Below are 22,425 nucleotides of genomic sequence, written 5' to 3'. Positions count from 1 at the left end.
ATATCTCAACAAGCCCTGACCGTGCGTCAGGGCTTTTTTGTTCCTGATTACCCACAAAGTTCAGCCATGTTTCAGTAACTTAAGCGTCAATAGATTCAATGGGTTACAACGTAGGTGGCCGTCTCTTCGGCGAAGAGGACTTCGCCACGGTTTTATGTTTTTATTTAAAGATTGCCAGCAAAGCTGGCCTGCCGAAACTTTCTGTTTATAAACAAGTGGCAGCTACAAAAACCTAAATAAGGCAGCATTATGGCTGAGGTTCATAAGTATTCAGGTTTTTGTTTGTCAGGTGTGAATGGTGATGAGTGGCAGGAAAGAGATCACCAAGTGCCAAGTACTCGCTGGGAGGATTTACCCTTACGCATGTGCGCAGCAACTTAATGCTGCATAAATAGGTGTCTACTTTAGTCGGGCCATTCCACCAGCCTCACTCCTCACTCCTCACTCGTAAATCATAAAAAAGCCCCAACTAGGTTGGGGCTGTGAGGCATTGAATCATCACGCTATTAATCGCTGCAGCTTACATAATGCTAGGCAGCGGGTGGCGCTCCTTTACGGGGTAGCGACGGCGTTGCAGCCAAACCACTAGCGCCAGCACTAAGAAGCCAGGGATCCACATTAACTCTTTGGTCCAGCGCTCGGTGGGCGCACGTACCAGCATGATTTGCTGATCAAAGTCTAAGCCGGCATCGGCGGCGGGGCTGTTGAAAGACACACTGTCGATCAATACCTTGCCGTCTTGCTCATAGAGCATCAGGCCCAGCTTTTCGAGTCGCTCGGCACCTGTGTCACCCGAGGGCACTGGCAGCAAGACACTGAACTCTTTGATGTCACCCACCGCATCTAAACCGCTCACCCGCAGCCGTAACTGGCTGTCTGCGGGCAGGGTATCCAACACTTGTTCGAGTTGAGATGCGGGCACTTCACGATACGGGTCGTGGATCATGTCCATCCAAAAACCCGGGCGAAACAGGGTAAAGGCCACTAATAATAACAGCACACCTTCATACCAACGGCTGCGCACCAAGAAGAAGCCTTGGGTGCCGGCGGCGAAGATAAGCATAGCCGCGGTGGCAATAATAAAGATGAGCACCCCGTGCCAGAAGCTAACATCAATCAGCAGTAAGTCGGTATTAAAGATAAACAAGAACGGCAATGCGGCAGTGCGCAGGCTGTAATAAAACGCCGTGATGCCGGTTTTAATCGGATCGCCTTTCGAGACCGCCGCCGCGGCAAAGGACGCTAAGCCCACCGGTGGCGTTACATCCGCCATAATGCCGAAGTAAAACACAAACATATGCACGGCAATGAGCGGCACTATTAAGCCATTTTGTTGACCAAGCGTCACCACCACAGGAGCGAGCAAGCTAGATACCACTATGTAGTTGGCGGTGGTGGGCAAGCCCATGCCTAAGATCAGGCTAAACACCGCCACCAGTAGCAGCATCAGCAGCAAGTTACCCATCGACAACAGCTCGACCAAGTCGGCCAATACTAAGCCGACGCCGGTTTGCGATACGGCACCTACTATGAGCCCAGCGGCGGCGGTGGCGATACCTATGCCAATCATGTTGCGCGCACCGGCTAGCAGCGCTTCACGCAAGTCCACTAGGCCGGCCATAAAATGGCCATCTTTATGGCTGCTATCGCGGCGCATCCAGCTCAGCAGTGGACGCTGAGTGATTAAGATCACCACCAGCATCATGCTGCCCCAAAAGGCCGACAAGCCCGGCGATAAACGCTCGACCATCAAACACCACACCAAGACCACCACCGGCAGCAAGAAATGCAGGCCAGATAACAGCACGGCGCGGGTCTCGGGCAGTTTATCTAACTTGGCGTTAGGGTCTTCCGGCGGTAAGGGTGCCACACTGGCAGCAATTTTTAATAAGCCTAAATAGGCGATGGCCAATAATACGCTCACCCCTGGTAGCACATGCTCGCCGAGCACGGGTTTCAACCAGCCCAAGCCGTAATAAACAGCCAATGACAAGCCACAGGTCAAGGTAACGCCAAAGGCAAAACCGGTTAAGCGGCGCAACCAGGTTTTAGGGACGCGGCCGCCTATGGGCTCTAAGCCCAATTTCATGGACTCTAAATGCACTATATAAAGCAGGGCGATATAAGAAATAGCCGCGGGCAAGAAGGCATGTTTGATGATTTCGACATAGGGCATACCAATGTATTCGACCATCAAGAAGGCGGCGGCGCCCATCACGGGCGGCATGATCTGGCCATTCACTGACGAGGCCACTTCCACGGCACCGGCTTTTTCTGCTGAAAATCCGGTGCGTTTCATCATGGGGATGGTAAAGGTGCCCGTGGTCACCACGTTGGCAATTGAGGAGCCGGAAATCATACCGGTTAAGCCAGACGCCACCACCGCCGCTTTGGCGGGGCCGCCACGCATATGGCCAAGTAAGCTAAAGGCTAACTGAATAAAATAGTGGCCGGCACCGGCGCGCTCTAACAGGGCGCCAAACAATACGAATAAAAATACGAAGCTGGTCGATACTCCCAGCGCGATACCAAACACGCCTTCGGTGGTGATCCACTGATGGTTGGCTAGCGCACTAAAGGTCACGCCTCTGTGGGCTAATAAGCTCGGCATATAAGGGCCGGCCAAGCTGTAAGCTAAAAACACCAAGGCGATAATGGCCAATGGCGGACCCAGTGCACGGCGGGTGGCTTCTAATAATAAAACGATACCCACACAGGAGGTGATCAGGTCGGCAGTGGTTAAGGTGCCGGGGCGTTGGGATAATTCTTGATAAAAAATAAATAGATAAGCGGCACTAGCAGCGGCAATCAGGCCCAGCGCAATATCCAACAGCGGTACGCGATTACGCGGAGAAGACTTAAGCGCTGGGAACACTAAAAACGTCAGGAGTAGGGCAAATGCCAAGTGGATGGAGCGCTGTTCGGTACTGTTAAAAATGCCAAAGCCGACCATAAACGGCAGCGGTGAGGCAATCCATAACTGGAATAGCGACCAGAGCAAAGCGAGTCCGGCACTGATTTTGGCCATTATGCCTTGGGGCGAGCGGGCACCCACATCTTGGGCGATCAGCTCCTCTACGGACAATTGTTTTTCGGACATAGGTTATACCTAGTTAAATTGGGCTATAGAGAAGAGTAAACCTCTGCTTAATCGCTCAGCAGAGGTTTGACTTAAGGTAAGAATACGTCATTTAACAGTTTAAGCTTGATGCGCGTCTCTTATTTATATGATTAACCTTATATGGCTAAAGCCCGACCTCATGGAGGACGGGCTTTAGCCTAGGCATTATAACCAACCTTTCTCTTTATAGTAACGCTTAGCACCTTCGTGTAAGGGCGCGGTAATGCCCACTGAGATCATGTCTTCGGCTTTCAGCTCGGCAAAGGCCGGATGCAAGCGTTTGAAACGATCTAAGTTATCAAACACCGACTTCACCAACTGATACACCACTTCTGGATCGGTTTCTTCTGTGGTGGCCAATACGGCTTTGCCGCCGATGGACGGAATAGGCTTATCTACGCCGGGATACAAACCGGCAGGAATATCGGCTTTGGCAAAGTAGCTAGCTTGAGCCAACAGCTTATCGACGCCATCACCCGTGACGGGGATCAGCTTAGCATCCGCCGTGGTCAAGGCTTCTTGAATGGCACCACTGGGGTGGCCCACTACATAAGTAATGGCATCTAGGTTGTTATCGCCCAAGGCCGCCGCCATTTCAGCCGGTTTTAACTCGGCTGCCAAGGCGAAGGTACTCTTATCCCAGCCGCTGGCGGCCATAACTTCATCGAAGGTGTCGCGGCTGCCTGAGCCGGGTACGCCGATATTGACGCGCTTACCTTTTAAGTCTTCAAAGTTGTTGATGTTACTGTCTTTGCGCACCACTACGGTGAGGATCTCACTTTGCAGTGAGAACACGGCACGTAGATTTTTTACTGGTTTTTTATCAAAAGGTGCTTGGCCTTCTAGCGCCTTATATTGGTGATCCGATTGAATAAAGCCAAAGTCGTAATCTTTGTTTTGCAGTGCCACTATGTTGCTGACGCTACCGGCAGAAGAGGGCGCATTACATTTAATATCATGCTCAGCCGCACCACGGTTTAATAAACGGCATACCGACTGACCCGCAGTGTAATAAACGCCGGTTTGACCACCTGTACCTATGGTAACGTAACGCGCTTCGGCGCTGACTTGCGTGCTCAGTAAAAGTGCCGTCATGGCTCCTGTAACTAGCTTGATCATATATGACTCTCCATTCTTATTGCTTAGGGCGACTTCCCAATAAAATATCTACATGACTAACAGTAAAAATATCCCTGTATAATTAGTCACATATATGAAATACGTTAATGTAAAGTTAGCGTTATTGCTAATTTATTGTGCCTAAGCGAGAGCGAACGCATAAAAATGACGGTTACTGCCCCTGTAAGCCCGTTAAGTCGATAGGGCTTGCTTCATTATTAATCAAATTGGCCAATGCTTGAGCACTGCCGCAGGCGAGCGTAAAACCTAAACTGCCGTGGCCAAGATTAAGCCACAGATTACTTATGGTACTGGCGCCGATAATGGGCGTGCCCTCCGGTGTTGCTGGCCTGAAGCCGGCCCAAGGCGTCGCCTGTGCAAAATCCCCCGCATCGGGAAAGCTGGCTTGCGCTTGGCGGCGCAAAGACGCAATACGCCCGGCATCGAGCGCCGCTTTATGTCTGCCAGACTCTTTACCACCTATATCCACCATGGCCGCCACTCGTAATTGTTGGTCTAGCCTTGCGTAGACTATTTTTCGGTCATAATCGGTGACATTGGTGTTGGGCACTGTACTTAAATCGGCCACTGGCAAGGTGAGGCTGTAGCCTTTCAGCGGATACAAGGGCACCTTAATGCCGACGTTCTTCAATAAGCCTAGGCTGCCCATACCCGCTGCCACTACCAGCTGGTCTACCTCGAACTGTTCGGCCTGAGAATGACCATTCTCTAAGTCCAGCGCGCGCACTCGGCCTTGCTCCACCTTAAGGCCCGTGATGCGCTGCTCTGTGTGCAAGGTGAAATGCGGGTGTTGCGTTAAGCTCGCTAATAAGCGCTGACAAAATAGCTGGCAATCACCCACCTCATCACCGGCGGAGAAAATGCCCCCTTGCAGCTGTGGAGCTAAGTGGGCTAAGGCGGGCTCAGCCGCAACACAGGCCTCGACATTTAATATGTGCTGTCGGGCGTCGTTTTTGATCTTGTGTGCGGCGTGGCGAAAATGGCCCTGATCGCGATAAATCACCAGCTTGCCATTGGCGCGCCATGAAAAGTCGTTTATATCCTTATTTTTCTGCCAGTCATGCAAGACCGACTGACTGAACAGGGCGAGCCGTAATAAGTGGGCGCCGTTACGCTGATTCACGCTGTGCCGACAGGCGGTTAAGAAGCGCCAGCACCATTGCCATTGGTGCCAGCTCAGTTGCGGGCGAAAGCGCAGCGGCGCATCAGCTTTAAACATCCAGCCTAAGGCTTGCAGAGGCACACCCGCATCCGCCAGCGGTGACACGTAGCGATAACTCAGCTGGCCGCCATTGGCAAAGCTGGTGGCTTGGCCCACGTCAGACTCTTGTTCAAATAAGTCGACGCTGTGGCCTTTGTTAATGAGCGCGAACGCCGTGGTTAAACCAATTACACCGCCGCCGATGATTGCAATCCGCATAATGAGTCTCTTAAAAAAGCTGATGGACTTAGCATAGGCATTGCCGAGCGGGGTGAATAATGAAAAAATCCACGTTAACCATAACCTTTGGTTATGGACTTTGGCTGAAAGACAGAAGCCAGAGGTGAACTGTGAGGATCTGAGGAGCGAGCATGCAGTTAGGCCACATCGCCTTGTTTCAGGCGATATTACAAACCGGCAGTTTGACTGCCGCCGCCGATTTGTTGCATATCTCACAACCGGCGGCGAGCAAACGCTTACAACAGGCGGAACGTGAACTGGGCTTTGCGCTCTTTCACCGTGAACGCGGCAGGCTAGTGGCCACGGCTCAAGGCTTTGCACTGCAAGCGCCCAGTGAACGCTTGGCCGCCGACTTACAACGTCTTGGCCAGTTGGCGCACAGTTTACGCCCCCAACAACAAGCGGGTGTGCGGCTAATGTGCACGCCGACTTTGGCGCACAGCTTATTGCCATTAGGCCTAGTGGCGTGGCGTTTAGATTTTCCTGAACCCGATTTGAGTTTGGCCACCGAGCATACGCAAGCTTTAGTCGCGGCCTTGGTTGCCGAGCAGGTGGATATTGGGCTGACACTGCAGCGTGTTACGCATCCTAGCTTGATGTGTGCCGCCTTGGCTCAAGGCCAGATGCAAGTTATAGCGCCCGCCGGTTTTTGGCCACAGGATGACGCCGGCTTACCGCTGGCGCTGGCCAGTCTTGGGGGCTTAAAGATAATTGGCTTGGATGATAAGAACGGCTTAGGCGCGCTGTTAGAGCAGCATCTAGAGACGCTGGCGCCGCCGGTGCAGATTAATACGCGGGTGCAAACCTATCAGCTGGCGCGCCACTTAGTGGCGGCGGGGCAGGGCCTGGCCATAGTGGATCCCTTCACCGGGCTTGCTAACCCAAGTGATGGCCTACAAACACGGCCTATCAGCCCGCCGTTACTGGTGACCTTATATGGCGTCACCCGAGTCGATCACACCTTAACGCTCGCCCAGCAGGCATTATTAAATGAATTACAAAGCACGGCGCAGGCGCTGTTAGCCTAGATTAGTAAGCGCTTTTTGACCTCAGCGATAAGCGGTCAGTTTGGCTAGCTAGCCGCCGACTTTTTTCACCTTAAAGCCGCTCTTCAGCAAGAAAGCTTCGATTTGCGGCAGGCGATCCCCCTGAATTTCAATCACGCCTTTCTTGATGGCGCCGCCTGTGCCGAGCAATTTTTTCAGTTGCTTGGCCAAGTCGCCGACTTGCTCATTGGTCGCACCATAAATACACACCACACCGGCGCCTTTGCGGCCCTTAGTTTCTCGGCGCAGGCGCAATACACCATCATCGGGAAACAAAGAGTCAGTTTGATTCGCTTTGTCTGCGGGGTCTTGCCAATTAGGATCTGTACTGTAAACCAAGTTATTCACGTTTATGCGTCCTCTAATTCTTAATTATCGCCATGGGTGTAGACATAGGCGCGGTAAAGTCGCCATTTACTAAGGTATTGAGCACCTCAAGCTCAGGGCTCAATAACACCAAGTTGGCCACTTTGCCCGCGTCAATCGAGCCTAAGTCTGAGTCTCGGCCTATGGCTCGCGCTGGATTATGACTGGCCATACGTAAGGCGTCACTCAAGGATAACCCCACCGTATTGACCAAGTAGCGCACGCCTTCAATCATGGTCAAGGCTGAGCCTCCGAGCGTGCCGTGTTCATCCACACATTGACCGTCTTTGATGAGCACGCGGGTGCCACAAAAATCAAACTCGGTCAGCGAGGTGGGGGCACCGGCGGCGGCGGTGGCGTCTGTTACTAAGCATAAACGCTCACCCAGCACCTGATGGGCCAAGCGAATATTAGCCGGGTGTACATGAAAGCCATCGGCAATGATGCCGGCATAGATACGTGGATTGTCATATATGGCTCCCACCACACCGGGTGAGCGGCCATTGAGCGTGGGCGTCATGGCATTATATAGATGGGTGGCAAAACCAATGCCGGCGGCAAAACCAGCCTCGGCCTGCTCATAGTTAGCCGCCGTGTGGCCGATGGCCACTAACACTCCGGCCGCCACTAGTTTGCGGATCTGCTCGGGCGCATGGCATTCTGGCGCTAACGTGACCTTGACCAACACATCCGCCTGCTGGCATAAAAAATCCAGCATCTGAGCATCCAGTGCTCGCACTTGCGCGGCGGGATGTATGCCCTTGCGCGCCACGTTTAAATAGGGGCCCTCGAGGTGCAAGCCGAGCACCTGATGGCGGTGCCCAGCCATAAAATTGCGGGTGACGCGCACCGCAGTTTGCATATCGATATCTGGGCTGGTGATAAGCGTAGGTAAAAAACTGGTGGTGCCGGATGCGAGGTTAGTGCGCTGCATGTGCGCTAAGGTAGCCGTGCTGATGTCACTGTTAAACATAACGCCACCGCAACCGTTAAGCTGCAGATCAATAAAGCCGGCGCACACAATGGCGCCGGCCTGAGGATATTGCACAAGCCTTGCGTCTAACTCAGCCTCGGTGACTAACGCCTGAATACGACCGTTATTAATAATCACCGCATGCTGCTCTAACCAGCCTTTACCGGTGAAAATACGACAAGCTGTCAGCGCAAACATAAATCGCTCTGCTTAAGCGGTGGTTATGGCAGATAAATCTGCTTGGTCAAGCTCACAAGTCGCGCTGAGCAGGTGAGCCGCAGCAGCATCACATACGATTAAGCTGCGTTTATGCAGGCGTAAACTCGAGATAGGCCACAGCGGGTGCACGTCTCCTTCTACTGCCGCCAGTAACGCTTGGGCTTTATGCTCTCCCGTGACCAACAGCATGACTTCTTTTGCATCCAACAAGGTGCCGATGCCGATGCTGAGTGCCGTGGTTGGCATTTTTGTCACATCATTATCAAAAAAGCGCGAATTATCGTGCAAGGTTTCAGTGGTCAGCTCGGTAATGCGGGTGCGCGAGTCAAAGGCTGAGTGCGGTTCGTTGAAAGCGATATGACCATTGGTGCCTACGCCGCCCATAAATAGCTCAATACCCCCATATTGGCGAATCGCGTCTTCATATTGCTGGCATTCGGCATTGAGATCAGCGGCGTTACCATCGGGAATATGAATATGCTCGGGCATGATGTCGATATGATCAAAGAAATTATCAAACATAAAGCTGTGATAGCTTTGTGGATGATCGGCTGGCAAGCCTATGTATTCATCCATGTTAAAGGTCACCACATGCTTAAAGCTGACCTTGCCCGCGTTATATAAGGTAATCAGTTCTTTATACGTGGCTAAGGGGGTACTGCCTGTGGGCAGGCCGAGCACGAATGGGCGATCAGCACTGGGGGCGAAACTATTAATGCGATCGCTAATATGATGGGCTGCCCAGCGGCAGACTTGAGCTGCGTTAGCAAAGGGGATTAAACGCATGTGTGAGCTCTTCTGGATAAACGAATCAGAAGACTAGCATATTTTTGAGCCGGTTAATAAAGGGTCTTAAAAAAGAGTCAGCTATTAAAAAGTGAATTTTTAGCGGCTTGATTGGCTAATGTCATCGAAAGCCCTAAAAGAAAGTATGAACTTTTGTAAATAGGTCGGTAAAGTCAAAATTAATCTTATTTCACTGTCTAAAGCAATTCAGGCTTTATTTAGGCTGTCAAGTCAGGGGGGAGAGGGTAAAAAATAAAAAGGTTATGCACAAAGCGGCTAAGTCAGCCGGGCCATGGCTCAGATGGACTTATCCACCATTTCTGTGGATAAGGTTGTGGATTACCTCTGTAAATCTCAAGTAAGGCCAGTGGTGGCAGGCTTCAAAGATAATTTGGTAATTTTTTAACCAAAAACAAAATACTTAAAAATCAAATACTTGACAAAGAGAACGCTGAAAATTCGTTCGCTATCTCGAGGATAACAACGATATTAAGGCAGATGTACAAAGTGTGGATTTTCTATCGGAAGTTAGGGATTACTAGTGGATAACTCTGAAAGGGTAGTGCAAATTTGGCTCCCCCTGCTGGACTTGAACCAGCGACATACGGATTAACAGTCCGGCGTTCTACCAACTGAACTAAGGGGGAATCTCACTAGGAGGCCGCAGATGTTACGCATGCGGCGGGCGATCGTCAAGGGTAAATTGCATATTTTGCCTTTCAGCCGCCCAAGTGGAGTTTTTGCTTAATTTTACTGCGTCATCGGGGGTAAACTGGTCATTAATGCGTGAGGAGAGTAAATAATGAGCAAAGACTTCCAGTTGGTCAGTCCCTATCAGCCAGCCGGCGATCAGCCCACGGCGATTGCCCAGTTGTTAGAGGGGATTGAAGCAGGATTGGCCCATCAAACTTTGCTCGGCGTGACCGGCTCAGGCAAAACCTTCACCATTGCCAACGTGATTGCCACGCTCAATAGACCCACCATGATCTTGGCTCCCAATAAAACCCTGGCCGCTCAGTTGTATGGTGAAATGAAAGAGTTCTTTCCCCATAACTCGGTGGAGTATTTCGTGTCTTACTACGATTACTACCAGCCCGAAGCCTATGTGCCGACCACAGATACCTTTATCGAAAAAGATGCCTCTATTAACGATCATATAGAGCAGATGCGCTTGTCCGCCACTAAGGCGCTGATGGAGCGGCGCGATGTGATCATAGTGGCGTCTGTGTCGGCCATTTATGGTTTGGGGGACCCGCAGTCTTATTTGAGTATGATGCTGCATTTGCGGGTGGGTGAGGTGCTCAACCAGCGCGATATGCTGCGCCGCTTGGCCGAGCTGCAATATAAGCGCAACGACGCCGGTTTTCAGCGCGGTACCTTTAGAGTTCGGGGTGAGGTGATTGATATCTTCCCTGCCGAGTCTGACAACCAAGCGGTGCGCGTCGAGTTGTTCGACGATGAAATTGAGCGCTTAAGCCTGTTTGATCCGCTCACTGGCGGGGTCTCGCAAACGCTGGCACGTTTTACTATCTATCCGAAAACCCACTACGTGACGCCGCGCGAAAAGCTATTGGGTGCCATAGAGCACATCAAGGTCGAGCTACAAGAACGCAAGACGCAACTTTTGTCCGCCAATAAGCTGCTCGAAGAGCAGCGCATCAGCCAGCGCACCCAATTCGACATCGAAATGATCCAAGAGCTGGGCTATTGCTCGGGCATCGAAAACTATTCACGCTATTTATCTGGGCGCGGCGAGGGCGAGGCACCACCCACTTTATTCGATTACTTACCCGGCGATGGTCTTTTGATCATCGATGAGTCCCACGTGACGGTGCCACAAATTGGCGGCATGTATAAAGGTGACAGATCCCGTAAAGAAACCTTAGTGGAATACGGCTTTCGTCTGCCCTCGGCGCTGGACAATCGACCGATGCGCTTCGATGAATTTGAAGCGCTGATGCCGCAAACCGTGTTTGTCTCGGCCACACCCAGCGCCTATGAGCTGGAAAAATCCGGTGATGAGGTGGCTCAGCAAGTAGTGCGGCCCACTGGGCTATTGGATCCCATCATAGAAGTACGCCCCGTCGCCACTCAGGTGGACGACGTTTTGTCTGAGGCCAGACTGCGCATTGCGGTAAACGAGCGGGTGCTAGTGACCACGCTGACTAAGCGCATGGCCGAAGATTTATCGGAATATTTATCGGATCACGGCCTAAAGGTGCGCTACTTACACTCAGATATCGATACTGTGGAGCGCATGGAGATCATTCGCGACTTGCGCTTAGGCGTGTTTGACGTCTTGGTGGGCATTAACTTGCTGCGCGAAGGGCTAGATATGCCAGAAGTGTCGTTAGTGGCCATTTTGGATGCAGACAAGGAAGGCTTCTTGCGCTCGGAGCGCTCACTTATTCAGACCATAGGCCGAGCTGCGCGTAACTTAAACGGCAAGGCGATTCTCTATGGCGATAAAATTACCCGTTCTATGGGTGCTGCCATCAGCGAAACCGAGCGCCGCCGTGAGTTGCAGCAAGCCTTTAACCTAGAGCATGGCATAACACCGAAAGGACTCATTAAGGCGGTGACCGATGTGCTGGACTTGGACGGCACTAAACGCATCGGCTCTAAACGCGCCAAAGACAGTTCAGTGCCTGAGCATATTCCTACCGCCAAAGAGCTGGATAAACAAATCACTGAGCTTGAAAAAGTCATGGTGACCCATGCCCAGAATCTGGAGTTTGAACAAGCCGCCGCCACCCGCGACCGCATTCATGCGCTGCGCGAGCAGTTGATCCGCAGTTAAAGTAACCAAAGCTGGAAGCGATAAGCTAGAAGCCTAAAGTTAAGAGAGAACACCAAAACCTCACTGGTTCGGTGTTCTTCTTCCAGCTTCCAGCTTCCAGCTTCCAGCTTTAAGCTATTACTTCAATCAACCAGTTCGATATTCAGGCTGTATAACAGATTGAGCGCCGCGAAGCGGGAGAAGGTGGCGTTATCTAACTTGTTTTCCAATACGTGGATATTAAAGTTTTCAGACTCGGTTAAATCAGCGCCTTGCAGGTTAGTGCGCATAAACACACTATTACTAAAGTCACAGTGGGTCATGGACGCTTGAGAGAAATCCCCCTCTCTAAAATCAACCTCATGGCACTTACATTCCTCCAGCCTTAAGCCTTGTAAGGTGAGGCCGAAAAATGAGGCATCATTTAAGATGCACTGTGTAAAGCTGAGTTCAGCGTCTAAATGAAAGGCCGGCCAGTCGGCTCGAGTCCAATCCACGCCGACTAATTTGCACTCGATAAAATTCACACCAAACCAGTGCGTGCTTGGTACGCGCATCAGGCTTAGATTGCAGTGCTTAAAGGTGCAGTCAATAAACTTACCGCGCGCAAAAACGGCGCTAGAAAAGTCACAATGCTCAAAGGTGCAGCCCTCAAACTCTACGCCGGTTAGGCGGGCATCGATAAGAGACAAGCGGTTGAAGGTCTGTTCAATATAGGACTCGCCGTCTTGAAACTTTTGCACTTATTACTCCTTGATTAAAACAGTGAGGGGTGAAGCGTAAAGGGTGAGGAGTAAAGAAAATAAATCAGACATTTGAGCCAACCGCTTATTTTTACGTTTCACTGCGTTCTCATTTCACGCCTCACGCTAAAGCTGACCGCTCCCCGTAGGGGCTTGATAGGCTTTGGTGCCCCACAGCGGCACGGTTGACATGGCGTGCTTATAACTGCCGGTGGTTTCCTTGGTGCTGTAGGCCAAATACAGCAGCGATTGGCTCTGTTGGTCATAGATGCGGCGGATTTTCAGGCTTTTTAAGAAGATACTTTTTGATTTCTTAAACACTATGTCGCCGCTCTTAGACTTATCAATGGCCGCTATCATCTCGGACGTAATTTCACCGGTTTGCCGGCAGCTGATCGCCATATCGGAGGGGTCTGCCAAGTTTAAGTTAGCGACCACATTAGACATATGGCAGGTAACGCCCGGCACTAAGGGATCGGCCAATACTTCAATTTTAATGTCTTTGGTGGTGAACATGCCGAGTGACACATCACCCACTTCATTGTTATCACAACCGCCAAGAGTGAGTGCAGCTAACACTAGGCCTAAGCGTTTATACATAATGATTCCCTTAAGGTATTGCGAAAACGTGGCTGAAACTTATAGCCAGCCTTTGCGTTTAAAGAAGTAATAGGTGCCACAGGCCGACATCAGCATCATCACCAGTGACATGGGATAGCCAAACTTCCAGCCAAATTCAGGCATGATTTCAAAGTTCATGCCATAGATACTGGCGATAAGCGTAGGCGGTAAAAACACCACAGCCGCCACCGAGAAGATTTTGATGACTTTGCTTTGCTCTAGGCTGGTAAAGCCCAGTGCCGCATCGAGTTGAAAGTTGATTTTATCGAACAAAAACTGAGTGTGAGGCAGTAAGGATTCGACGTCGTAGAGCATTTCATCAATCCAACGGCGCTGTTCGTCGTCAGATTGCTGGCGTACTGAGCGCTTGATAAAACGTAAGGCGCGACGCGTATCGTATAGCGCTAGGCGAATATGACCGTTACCGTCTTCTTGCTGCATCAGATCCGACATGGTTTGGCGCAACTCTTCGACCTGCAGCACCTGCTTGGCGGTTTGTTCGAGCGTCTTGTAGCCGTCTTCAATCAAGTCAGAAATATATTCGATTTTTAGCTCATATATTTCCAATAGCAGATCTACCGCATTGTCGGCCTCCACGCGGTCTTGGCGCATGTAGTGACGCAACAGCCGGATCAATCCTAGGTCGTCTTCACGAAAGCTGATTAGCATGTCATTGCGCAGGGTAAAGAGCACGTTGATGCCGTCTATCTCTTTGCCTAGGCGCTGCGGGAACAGAGAATGAATGTGCAAGCCGTCTTTATCGCGATAAAAACGTGCCGAGGCTTCAATGTCATCGAGTTCATCCAGTTCGGGCACTTCTTCCACAAACAGCTGCTGCATCCAGCGCTGCTCGTTTTCATCAGGCTTTAAGATGTCGAGCCACAAGATATTAGGCGGTAACTCCGCTTCTAAGTTGAGTGGCTGAATATCATAGGAAGTGCCATTAAAGGTATAGGCTGTGATCATACAGCGGCTCCCACCAGTTAATAATGTGCGCACTATAGCGCAGGTACTAAAGTCAATACAGAGGCAGGGGCCAGTTGTCAGCTACCGCGACTGGGGCTGGCGTTTATTTTATGTCTAAACCGAGTAAAATAAGGATAGACTCAAATGACCTGATTATCTGACACGTCTATTGAGTTAAGCTATAGATAACTAAGCCATGGACTGGGTGCTTTTGGGGGCGAGATTGAAACTATTATTTTGCGGCTTGATATTACTGCTGGCGCTACCCGCTTGGGCTAATCATTTGGTCTTACAAGAGCGGCAAACGGTCGATATTTACGGCTCAGGGGCGCTTGAACCCGGTTTGGCCGATGTGGATTACCGCTTGTCTTGGCAGCTGTCGGGCCAGCGTTCCAGTGCTGGCTGCTCGCCTGCACAAGTGTTGGTATCTCTTACTGCGACCGTGTCTGAGCCCTTAGAGTGGCTAGAGACACCTGAGTGGCAAAATTATCGCCTCGCCTTAATCAGTTATGAGCGTTTGGTGCGTGAGCGCGCCTTGCTCTCGGCCGAATGGTTAGATCAATCCCTTTCTCAAATAGCACCGCAAGCGGATTGCGAACAGCTGCATAAGGTGGCAGATCGAATTGGTTACCATCAGCTCGGAATCGCGCAAACCTTGCTACGCGATTTTCAGCGCCAGAATGATTATGGCCGCCAGCTTGGCCTTATTAAGCCTTAACCTAGCACCTTAATCTATCACCTCAACCTAGCGGCTGGCCTCTTAATAGTTTACGAGTCCATTGTCGATTGGGCGCTAAGCTATCAAGAATAGGCCGTGCCACCGGATATGGCTCGTCACATAATTGTGCGGCTAAAACCTCTGCCAACAACGAGGCCGAGCACAGCCCCCGCGAGCCTAAACCCGATAATACATACAAACCTGCATGATCCTCCGCCAGCGGTACCGCTTGTGCTTGACGCCGTTGTAACTTGTCAAATTGCTTTAGCTGCGCTTGTTTATTCGGCGCGGCTCCCGCCATGGGAAAATGATCTCTGGAAGTGGCGCGCACGGCCACCCGACCAGAGCCTGCTGTTTGCTCTACATCAACCAAGGCGGGCAGGGTCTGCACTAATTTTTGCAGATTTTCTTGTTCATCCTGAGTCTGATAGGTGAGATCAACTTGGTCACGACCATAACTGGCACCAATGCAGTGCAGCCCTTGCCAAGCGGGAGTGAGATATCCTTGGTAACAGACCACGGTTTTTAAGGCGCTTAAGCTAGGTGAGCTGGCTTGGTAATTCACTTGGCCCCGCGCCACCGACAAGGCTAAGTCTTGAGTCTGGGGAAGACTCAGCACGTCATGGCTGTTGGCCAAGCACACATTGTCCGCCACGACTTGCCCGGTGCTGGTTGTTAGCTGCCATTGGTCGTCCTGCCTCGTTAAACGCGCTACGTGAGTGTGATAACGGATATCTAGCAAACCGGTTTGCTGGGCTTCAGCTAATAGGGCTTCGATCAGCTCAAACGGACAAATCCAGCCACCTTGCGGATATTCAGCACCCGCCAGATTGGCGGCAATGCCAGTACGGGCGTTAACTTGCTCAGCGTTCAGCTCGCTCAATAGGCTGTTTGGGAAATCGTGCGCCAATAACTTAGTGATTTTCGCCTGACTCTTTTCATCGTAGGCCAGCTGCACCACGCCACACCAGTCGTGAGCCACCCGATGGCGTGTGGCCAAGGGCGCTAGGCTGCGGGTGGCATGTAAAAATGCCTGCAAATAAAATTGACTTAAATTATCGTGCTCGCCGTTTAACAGTGGATAAATGGCCGCTTGACGATTACCCGAAGCACCCAGAGCAGGGCCGGCTTGTTGCTCTAACAAAGTGACGGATACGCCGCGCCGCGTTAGCGCAAGTGCTAAGCTGGCCCCAGCAATGCCCGCGCCCACGATAACGGTATGGCCGACTCGACCGGGCCGGCGCCAAAACCAAGGCGTTGGATAGGGCCGTCGTTGGCCGTTCTTTAATACACCGGCTAACATTTCGCGCTTATGACGAAAGCCTTTTATACGTCGCATCTCAAAGCCTGCCACTGTTAATCCCTCTCTTACTAAGGTGGCGGCAGTGAAGGTGGCCACAGTGGCGCCGTTACGTGCTAAACGTGCCAATTGAGCGAATAATTCAGGCGTCCACATCTCGGGATTTTTACTGGGCGCAAAGCCATCTAAATACCAAGCGTCTACCTTGCCCGCCAGTCCTGCCTCCATACTAGGCAGCACCTGAGTCACGTCTCCCAGCCACAAATCTAGGCTCACATTTTCATCTAATTGCAGTCGATGGCAGCCGCTAAATGGCGCTGGATATTCAGCTAACAAACGTGCGCTTAAAATGCTAAGCTCTGGCCATTGGCCAAGTGTTTTGCTTAGATCAGCGTGGTTAAGGGGAAATTTTTCCACGCTGATCAGGTGCAGACGCTGGGCGTTACCTTGCGGATGTTGCCGGCGATAGTCGATAAACGCCTGCCAAGTAGCCAGTACGTTTAAACCGGTACCAAAGCCGGTTTCGGCCACCACAAATAAGGGCCGGTCGTGGTTGAGCCAACGGTTAGGCAGGTCATTTTGGCCGAGAAAAACATAACGGCTTTCGGCTAGACCATTGTCGTTAGAGAAGTAGACATCGTCGAATGCAGCAGCGACCGGCGTGCCTTGGTCATTCCAGTCCAGACACGCGGTTGTAATGAAGTGGGGTGACACTAAACCTCCGGGGCCGTAAAAGCGGCTATTTTATGTGAAAGCAGACCACTTTAACCTTTCTTTATGGTTAGAATTGGCGGCAAATCAAGACAGTAGGAAAGTGAGATGAGAAGAGCAGTCATTACCGGTATCGGTGTGGTATCCAGCATTGGTAATAATCAAGAAGAGGTTTTGGCCTCACTCAAGGCGGGCCACTCCGGTATTAGCTTCTCCCAGCAATTCGCCGATCATAACTTGCGCAGCCATGTTTGGGGAAACATAAACATGGTTGCAGCCGAGCACATAGACCGCAAAGTGATGCGTTTTATGGGTGATGCGGCCGCATTTGCTTATCTTTCCATGGAACAGGCTATTGCCGATGCAGGCCTTGACGAGTCCATGGTATCGAACGTGCGTACCGGTTTAGTGGCCGGTTCAGGTGGTGCTTCATCTAAGAACCAGATTGAAGCTTGCGATATTTTGCGCGAGAAAGGCGTGCGTCGGGTCGGTCCTTACATGGTGCCGCGCACCATGTCTTCAACTGTGTCCGCTTGCTTAGCAACGCCGTTTAAAATTAAAGGCATTAACTACACCATCAGCTCCGCCTGTGCGACGTCTGCCCACTGTATTGGTCATGCCCTTGAGCAAATCCAGTTAGGCAAACAAGACATCGTCTTCGCCGGTGGTGGTGAAGAAGTGGATTGGACGCTAGCCCTGCAGTTTGACGCCATGGGCGCACTGTCGAGCAAGTATAACGATACCCCTGAGCTGGCTTCTCGTACCTATGATGCGGGCCGTGATGGCTTCGTCATCTCTGGCGGCGGCGGCATGGTAGTGGTAGAAGAATTAGAGCACGCCCTAAAGCGTGGCGCTAAAATCTACGCCGAAATCACCGGCTACGGTGCCACCTCTGACGGTTATGACATGGTTGCGCCTTCAGGTGAGGGCGCGGTACGTTGCATGCAACAAGCCATGGCGACCGCTCCTAAAGTGGAATACATCAACACCCATGGCACTTCAACGCCAGTGGGCGATGTAAAAGAGTTAGAGGCCATCAACAACTTGTTTGGTGACAACGCCCCTTACATCTCGGCCACCAAAGCCATGACCGGCCACGCACTGGGTGCGGCAGGCGTGCACGAAGCCGTGTACTCACTCTTGATGCTGGAGCATGGCTTTATCGCGCCAAGCATCAACATTACCGAGCTGGACGAAAAGGCGAAAAATCTGCCTATCGTTACCGAGTGCAAAGAAATCGAGTTAGACACAGTCATGTCGAATAGCTTCGGTTTTGGCGGCACTAACGCCAGTCTAGTGTTCAGCAAGTACAAGGCGTAATCCTTTACTGCTGTCATTAGCCAGTACTAAAAAAGGACGCTTCGGCGTCCTTTTTTGATCCTATATTCACGCCTCACGCCTAACACCTCGCGCGGGCTTCCAATTCCGCCAATGCCTCGGGCGTATTGAGATTAGTAAAAGCCGTCCGCTGGTCGCTAAAATCCACCTTAATCAGCTTATGCTGGGCATACCAGAGCTGTAATTTACGATCGCCCGCCGCTAAATATGCGAGTAGCGAGGGCAACAAAGATTTGTGCAGTAAAACGGTGGCCGGATGCACACGCTCGCCGTCGTCGACCACGGCGATTTGGCCGCAATGACTCACAGCTGTACTGAGTCGCTGGGCTAAATCTGGCGGCGCCAGCGGACTATCACAGGGCACAAATAATACCCAGTCGTGTGCCGCATGCTGCAGGCCTGCGGCCATTCCGGCTAAGGGACCTTTAAAGTCGCTGGCAGAGTGCAGGCTATCGTTATCGCTAAATACAGGTGCATACTCGCGATAGCGGTCTTGATTGCGATTCGCGTTAATCAGCACTTGGTCTACTTGCGGGTTCAACCGCTCGAATAAGTGCCTCACTAACGGGCGGCCCCATAATGACAGCAGGCCTTTATCTGCGCCTTGCATGCGTCGTCCTTCACCGCCGGCTAAAATAACCGCCGTAACTTGCTGGATATCTCGCATTTCATTCCTTACTGCCAAGTGGGTCTTAAGCCAGACGGCTTTACGTATTGCGCTCAACAATCACAGATCCTACCATGGACCGCTGGTGTCGGGTCGTCTTGAGTTATTTTGGGCGGCCTCGTTTTCTCTGTTCTGACCTCAGTTGCGCTTGCTTACGTTAGGCGGCAGCTTAACGTTAATAAGGAATCTTATGTCCCCCTCCATACCTACTGGGCCTTTCGTCGGTCGGCCCGTGATTGCGGCCTTGGCCATAATGGCGCTTATGCTAGCGGCGGCCAATCTGCGCGGCGGCTTGGTGGTGGTGGGTCCCTTGGTCATGGAGATCCGTAACAGCTTACAGATCAGCGCCAGTGCCTTTAGTTTGCTCACCACCTTACCACTGCTGTGCTTTGGCGTGATGTCTATTTGCGTGCCTTGGTTGACGCGGCGCTGGGCACCACAGTGGATCATCATAGTGGGCTTAATGGTGATTAGCTTAGGCGTCGGCTTTCGCTTACTGGATAATTTTGCGCTAGTAATAGTAGGCACCATATTGTTGGGCTGTGCCATCGCCGTGCTTAATGTCTTGATACCTGGGCTAGTCAAAGCGTTTTTCCCCCGCCAAGTGGGCTTAATGACGGGCTTGTATTCGGTGACCTTAAGTTTAGGCGCAGGTTTAGGCGTATATTTAGCCATTCCGCTATTAGAACAGTTTGATAACTGGCGCTACCCGGTGGCTATGTGGGCCATGTTTCCGTTACTTTGCTTATTGTTCTGGCTGCCGATGCTAAAAGTAAAAAGCGTGGGCCGACCTGCAAACCCGCAACGTATTAGCCTATGGCGGGACAAAATCGCTTGGGCCATCACCTTTTATATGGGACTGCAGTCGTTTTATTTCTATTCGATGGCCACTTGGTTGCCGAAAATCTTGCTCGAAAACGGCCTAGACGCTCATCAAGCCGGCACAGCCACGGCGCTTATTAATCTGGTGAGCATTCCGTTTAATTTATTTGTACCTATCTTGGCGGCCAAAATGGCTAACCAGCGGCTATTAGTGGTGGGGACCTTTGTGGTGTCTTTCATCGGTATTGCCGGTATTTGGTGGCACCCCACGGCCGCACCTATGTTATGGGCATCCTTGATTGGCATGGGCTGTGGTGGCGCGCTGAGCTTGGCCTTGTCTTTCTTCGTGTTGCGTGCCGAAAATACCGCGCAAGCCACGGCGCTGTCGGCCATGGCACAAAGCCTTGGCTATTTGCTGGCGGCATTGGGGCCTGTGTCATTAGGCTTACTGCGAGATATCAGCGGTCATTGGCAGTGGGCATTATTGCTGTTAATGGGTTTGCAACTGGTGCAATTGACCAGTGGCTGGTTGGCAGCTAGGCCAATTAAGGTCAGGTCTGATCAAGAAACCCTGTAAAAAGTTTACCGTTTTATGAGCTAACGGCTTACGGCTGTGTTTTCTTCTATGCTTGATGGTGTTGTAAAAAACTCATCAAGCCATGGAGGGCTGATATGAATTATCTTTCTGTGTTGTTACCGCTAACGGCAATCTCAGTGGTGACTATTTCAGCAACCGTGAATGCCGAACAGCCTAATGCACCGCCGCTGCAATTAGCCGCTAATTATCAGCAGCAAGATGCCAGCCGTTATTGGGTGAGCGAGAAGCTTGACGGTGTGCGCGCCTATTGGGACGGTGAAGCACTTTGGTCTCGAGCTGGGTACCGTATTGCGGCTCCCGAATGGTTTGTGGCCGACTTTCCCGATACGCATTTAGACGGTGAACTTTGGTTGGGCCGCGGTCAGTTTGATGCATTATCGGCGGCGGTGCGCCGTTATCAACCCCAAGAGGAAGAGTGGCGCCAAATCCGCTTTATGGTGTTTGATTTGCCCCACAGTAACGCCACTTTTAGTGAGCGAAACGCCGAGTTAGCACGCCTGCTCTTGCCCATCAACACCCCTTATTTAGCGCAAGTAGAACAGCTACGCCTTTCGGATAATACGGCATTGGCACAACGATTGAGCGACATAGCAGCAGCCGGTGGCGAGGGCTTAATGTTGCGCCACCAAGACAGTTATTATCAGGCAGGGCGCAGTCAGGGGTTACTTAAGCTCAAGCAGTTTCACGATGCAGAAGCCAAGGTGGTAGCGCACTTGCCAGGATTGGGTAAATATCAGGGCATGTTGGGGGCCTTGGTGGTCGAAACACCCGATGGTCGGCAGTTTCGCTTAGGTACCGGCTTTAGTGATGCGCAGCGCCAAACACCGCCGGCGCTGGGATCTATCGTTACCTATCGCTATCAAGGTGAAACCAAACAACGTCAACCGCGCTTCGCGCACTTTATGCGTATTCGACAAGATGAGCCCTAGGCTCTGCGGGCCGTGTTACGCTTTACGTCATACGTCATACGTCATACGTCATACGTCATACGTCATTTCAGCCAGCGCCATACTTTGGGGGGGAACCTAACGTATGGCTTACGGCGTAAAGCTTTTTTACATTCTTCCATGCGGATTAGTATAAAGTGGTTTTGTTACTTACCCTCTTGAGGAAACTAATTCGTGTGCTTGATTGCTTTTTCGTGGCAGCCCCAAGCTAGGCATCTTCACTTATTGGCCAACCGCGATGAATTTTATGCACGCCCCACGCAACCGGCTCATTGGTGGCCAGACTCACCCACTATTTGGGCCGGGCGGGACCAACAAGCGGGTGGCACTTGGCTAGGCATAAATCGTAGTGGTCGCTTTGCGGCACTGACCAATGTACGCGAAGCGCAGATGAGTGTGGGTAAACGCAGTCGTGGCGAGCTGGTCACTGACTTTTTAACCAGCTCATTAAGCCCGCAGGCTTATTTAGCACAAGTGCTTAGCCAAGGTGAGCAATACGCCGGCTTTAACTTATTGTTGGGCGACCTTGCTATGGATAAGGATGAAGGCGAGCTTTGGTATGGCGGCAACCGCGCTGGCGGTGAGGCTCGGCGCTTAAACGCCGGCAGCTATGGTTTATCTAATGCCCAGCTCAATACGCCTTGGCCCAAGTTGACTCGCCTTAAGCAGGGGTTAGCCCAGTTAGACGAAACGAATGAAGCCTCCGCCTTTGCCTTATTAGACGACACCACTCAAGCCACACCCGAATCTTTACCCAATACCGGCGTGAGCCCTGAGCTGGAACTACTTTTATCGTCGGCATTTATTCATAGCTCTACTTACGGCACTCGTGCTCAAACCTACTTGTGCATCAAAGATCAGCAACTGGATATTATCGAGCGCAGCCGTGGCGCTCAGGCAGAGCTAATCAGCACCCAGCGCCTGCAACTTATTCTGCCCAGTGCATAACGAAAATCTGTCAGTTAACTAAACAATACCTGATGACCCATAATGATCAGCCACACCTCAATAATTTATCATTAATAAATTCAATCAGTTATATAGTAGCGCACGTCTATTCTCTTGTAGGAGCCAATTTATTCGGCTCGGTTTTATGTTTTGGTTTAAATCTAAACCTCAGTAA

The 22,425-nt window shown here is 51.4% G+C and carries 18 protein-coding genes and 1 tRNA gene; 7 read left to right on the top strand and 12 right to left on the bottom strand.

Translation table 11 applies throughout. The annotated features are described in order from the left end of the window. Positions 1-520 precede the first annotated feature (520 nt). The 3 genes from ACEN2G_RS11455 to ACEN2G_RS11445 all read right to left on the bottom strand — a co-directional run bounded on the left by ACEN2G_RS11455 (position 521) and on the right by ACEN2G_RS11445 (position 5,681). Positions 521-3,100 carry a TRAP transporter permease gene (locus ACEN2G_RS11455; protein WP_442021620.1) on the bottom strand — a complete coding sequence of 860 codons (2,580 nt, stop codon included), beginning with the start codon at positions 3,098-3,100 and terminating at the stop codon, positions 521-523. 186 nt (positions 3,101-3,286) lie between these two features. Further along, positions 3,287-4,240 carry a TAXI family TRAP transporter solute-binding subunit gene (locus ACEN2G_RS11450; protein ID WP_442021619.1) on the bottom strand — a complete coding sequence of 318 codons (954 nt, stop codon included), beginning with the start codon at positions 4,238-4,240 and terminating at the stop codon, positions 3,287-3,289. A gap of 172 nt (positions 4,241-4,412) precedes the next feature. Next, positions 4,413-5,681: a D-amino acid dehydrogenase gene (locus ACEN2G_RS11445; RefSeq protein ID WP_442021618.1), complete on the bottom strand. Its 1,269-nt coding sequence runs from the start codon at positions 5,679-5,681 to the stop codon at positions 4,413-4,415. A 152-nt stretch (positions 5,682-5,833) separates the two neighbouring features. Between ACEN2G_RS11445 and ACEN2G_RS11440 the strand changes: the two genes are divergently transcribed. Continuing rightward, on the top strand, positions 5,834-6,730 hold the full coding sequence (locus ACEN2G_RS11440) for a LysR family transcriptional regulator (RefSeq protein WP_442021617.1): 897 nt from the start codon (positions 5,834-5,836) through the stop codon (positions 6,728-6,730). A gap of 48 nt (positions 6,731-6,778) precedes the next feature. Here the strand turns inward: ACEN2G_RS11440 and ACEN2G_RS11435 are convergent, their stop codons facing one another. From ACEN2G_RS11435 to ACEN2G_RS11420, 4 genes are all read right to left on the bottom strand, one after another. Beyond that, on the bottom strand, positions 6,779-7,096 hold the full coding sequence (locus tag ACEN2G_RS11435) for a translation initiation factor (protein ID WP_442021616.1): 318 nt from the start codon (positions 7,094-7,096) through the stop codon (positions 6,779-6,781). A gap of 13 nt (positions 7,097-7,109) precedes the next feature. Next, entirely contained in the window at positions 7,110-8,285 is a 1,176-nt protein-coding gene (gene nagA / locus ACEN2G_RS11430) for an N-acetylglucosamine-6-phosphate deacetylase (protein WP_442021615.1), read from the bottom strand. Positions 8,286-8,297: 12 nt separating this feature from the next. Then, positions 8,298-9,092: a glucosamine-6-phosphate deaminase gene (nagB, locus tag ACEN2G_RS11425; protein ID WP_442021614.1), complete on the bottom strand. Its 795-nt coding sequence runs from the start codon at positions 9,090-9,092 to the stop codon at positions 8,298-8,300. A gap of 571 nt (positions 9,093-9,663) precedes the next feature. Further along, positions 9,664-9,739, bottom strand: a tRNA-Asn gene (locus ACEN2G_RS11420). Between the two features lie 155 nt (positions 9,740-9,894). Between ACEN2G_RS11420 and uvrB the strand changes: the two genes are divergently transcribed. Further along, positions 9,895-11,892, top strand: coding sequence for an excinuclease ABC subunit UvrB (uvrB, locus tag ACEN2G_RS11415; protein ID WP_442021613.1), 1,998 nt, complete (start codon positions 9,895-9,897; stop codon positions 11,890-11,892). Positions 11,893-12,014: 122 nt separating this feature from the next. Here the strand turns inward: uvrB and ACEN2G_RS11410 are convergent, their stop codons facing one another. From ACEN2G_RS11410 to corA, 3 genes are all read right to left on the bottom strand, one after another. Further along, positions 12,015-12,614: a pentapeptide repeat-containing protein gene (locus ACEN2G_RS11410; protein ID WP_442021612.1), complete on the bottom strand. Its 600-nt coding sequence runs from the start codon at positions 12,612-12,614 to the stop codon at positions 12,015-12,017. A gap of 126 nt (positions 12,615-12,740) precedes the next feature. After that, entirely contained in the window at positions 12,741-13,214 is a 474-nt protein-coding gene (locus ACEN2G_RS11405) for a CreA family protein (RefSeq protein ID WP_442021611.1), read from the bottom strand. Between the two features lie 39 nt (positions 13,215-13,253). Beyond that, positions 13,254-14,201, bottom strand: a complete 948-nt coding sequence (gene corA, locus ACEN2G_RS11400) for a magnesium/cobalt transporter CorA (protein ID WP_442021610.1) — start codon at positions 14,199-14,201, stop codon at positions 13,254-13,256. 223 nt (positions 14,202-14,424) lie between these two features. Between corA and ACEN2G_RS11395 the strand changes: the two genes are divergently transcribed. Next, positions 14,425-14,919 carry a DUF922 domain-containing protein gene (locus ACEN2G_RS11395; protein WP_442021609.1) on the top strand — a complete coding sequence of 165 codons (495 nt, stop codon included), beginning with the start codon at positions 14,425-14,427 and terminating at the stop codon, positions 14,917-14,919. Between the two features lie 22 nt (positions 14,920-14,941). On the opposite strand, the gene mnmC is transcribed toward ACEN2G_RS11395, so the two are convergent. Next, a complete protein-coding gene (gene mnmC, locus ACEN2G_RS11390) occupies positions 14,942-16,933 on the bottom strand; it encodes a bifunctional tRNA (5-methylaminomethyl-2-thiouridine)(34)-methyltransferase MnmD/FAD-dependent 5-carboxymethylaminomethyl-2-thiouridine(34) oxidoreductase MnmC (protein ID WP_442021608.1) in 1,992 nt (663 codons plus the stop codon). 105 nt (positions 16,934-17,038) lie between these two features. Between mnmC and fabB the strand changes: the two genes are divergently transcribed. Beyond that, positions 17,039-18,250 (top strand): beta-ketoacyl-ACP synthase I, encoded by a 1,212-nt coding sequence (gene fabB, locus ACEN2G_RS11385; RefSeq protein ID WP_442021607.1) that lies wholly within the window; start codon positions 17,039-17,041, stop codon positions 18,248-18,250. 79 nt (positions 18,251-18,329) lie between these two features. Here fabB and mobA read toward each other — a convergent pair whose 3' ends face one another. Next, positions 18,330-18,935 carry a molybdenum cofactor guanylyltransferase MobA gene (mobA, locus tag ACEN2G_RS11380; protein ID WP_442021606.1) on the bottom strand — a complete coding sequence of 202 codons (606 nt, stop codon included), beginning with the start codon at positions 18,933-18,935 and terminating at the stop codon, positions 18,330-18,332. A gap of 190 nt (positions 18,936-19,125) precedes the next feature. Between mobA and ACEN2G_RS11375 the strand changes: the two genes are divergently transcribed. The 3 genes from ACEN2G_RS11375 to ACEN2G_RS11365 all read left to right on the top strand — a co-directional run bounded on the left by ACEN2G_RS11375 (position 19,126) and on the right by ACEN2G_RS11365 (position 22,250). After that, positions 19,126-20,334 (top strand): CynX/NimT family MFS transporter, encoded by a 1,209-nt coding sequence (locus ACEN2G_RS11375; protein ID WP_442021605.1) that lies wholly within the window; start codon positions 19,126-19,128, stop codon positions 20,332-20,334. 95 nt (positions 20,335-20,429) lie between these two features. Further along, positions 20,430-21,284: a DNA ligase gene (locus ACEN2G_RS11370; RefSeq protein ID WP_442021604.1), complete on the top strand. Its 855-nt coding sequence runs from the start codon at positions 20,430-20,432 to the stop codon at positions 21,282-21,284. Between the two features lie 192 nt (positions 21,285-21,476). Beyond that, the gene (locus ACEN2G_RS11365) at positions 21,477-22,250 is read left to right on the top strand and encodes an NRDE family protein (RefSeq protein ID WP_442021603.1); all 774 of its coding nucleotides are present in this window, start codon (positions 21,477-21,479) and stop codon (positions 22,248-22,250) included. Positions 22,251-22,425: the final 175 nt, after the last annotated feature.

This window comes from Oceanisphaera sp. W20_SRM_FM3, assembly GCF_052119705.1.
Taxonomy (GTDB): Bacteria; Pseudomonadota; Gammaproteobacteria; order Enterobacterales; family Aeromonadaceae; genus Oceanimonas.
The sequence above is the reverse complement of the archived record's forward strand: the minus strand, read 5'-3'. Positions and strand labels throughout refer to the sequence as shown.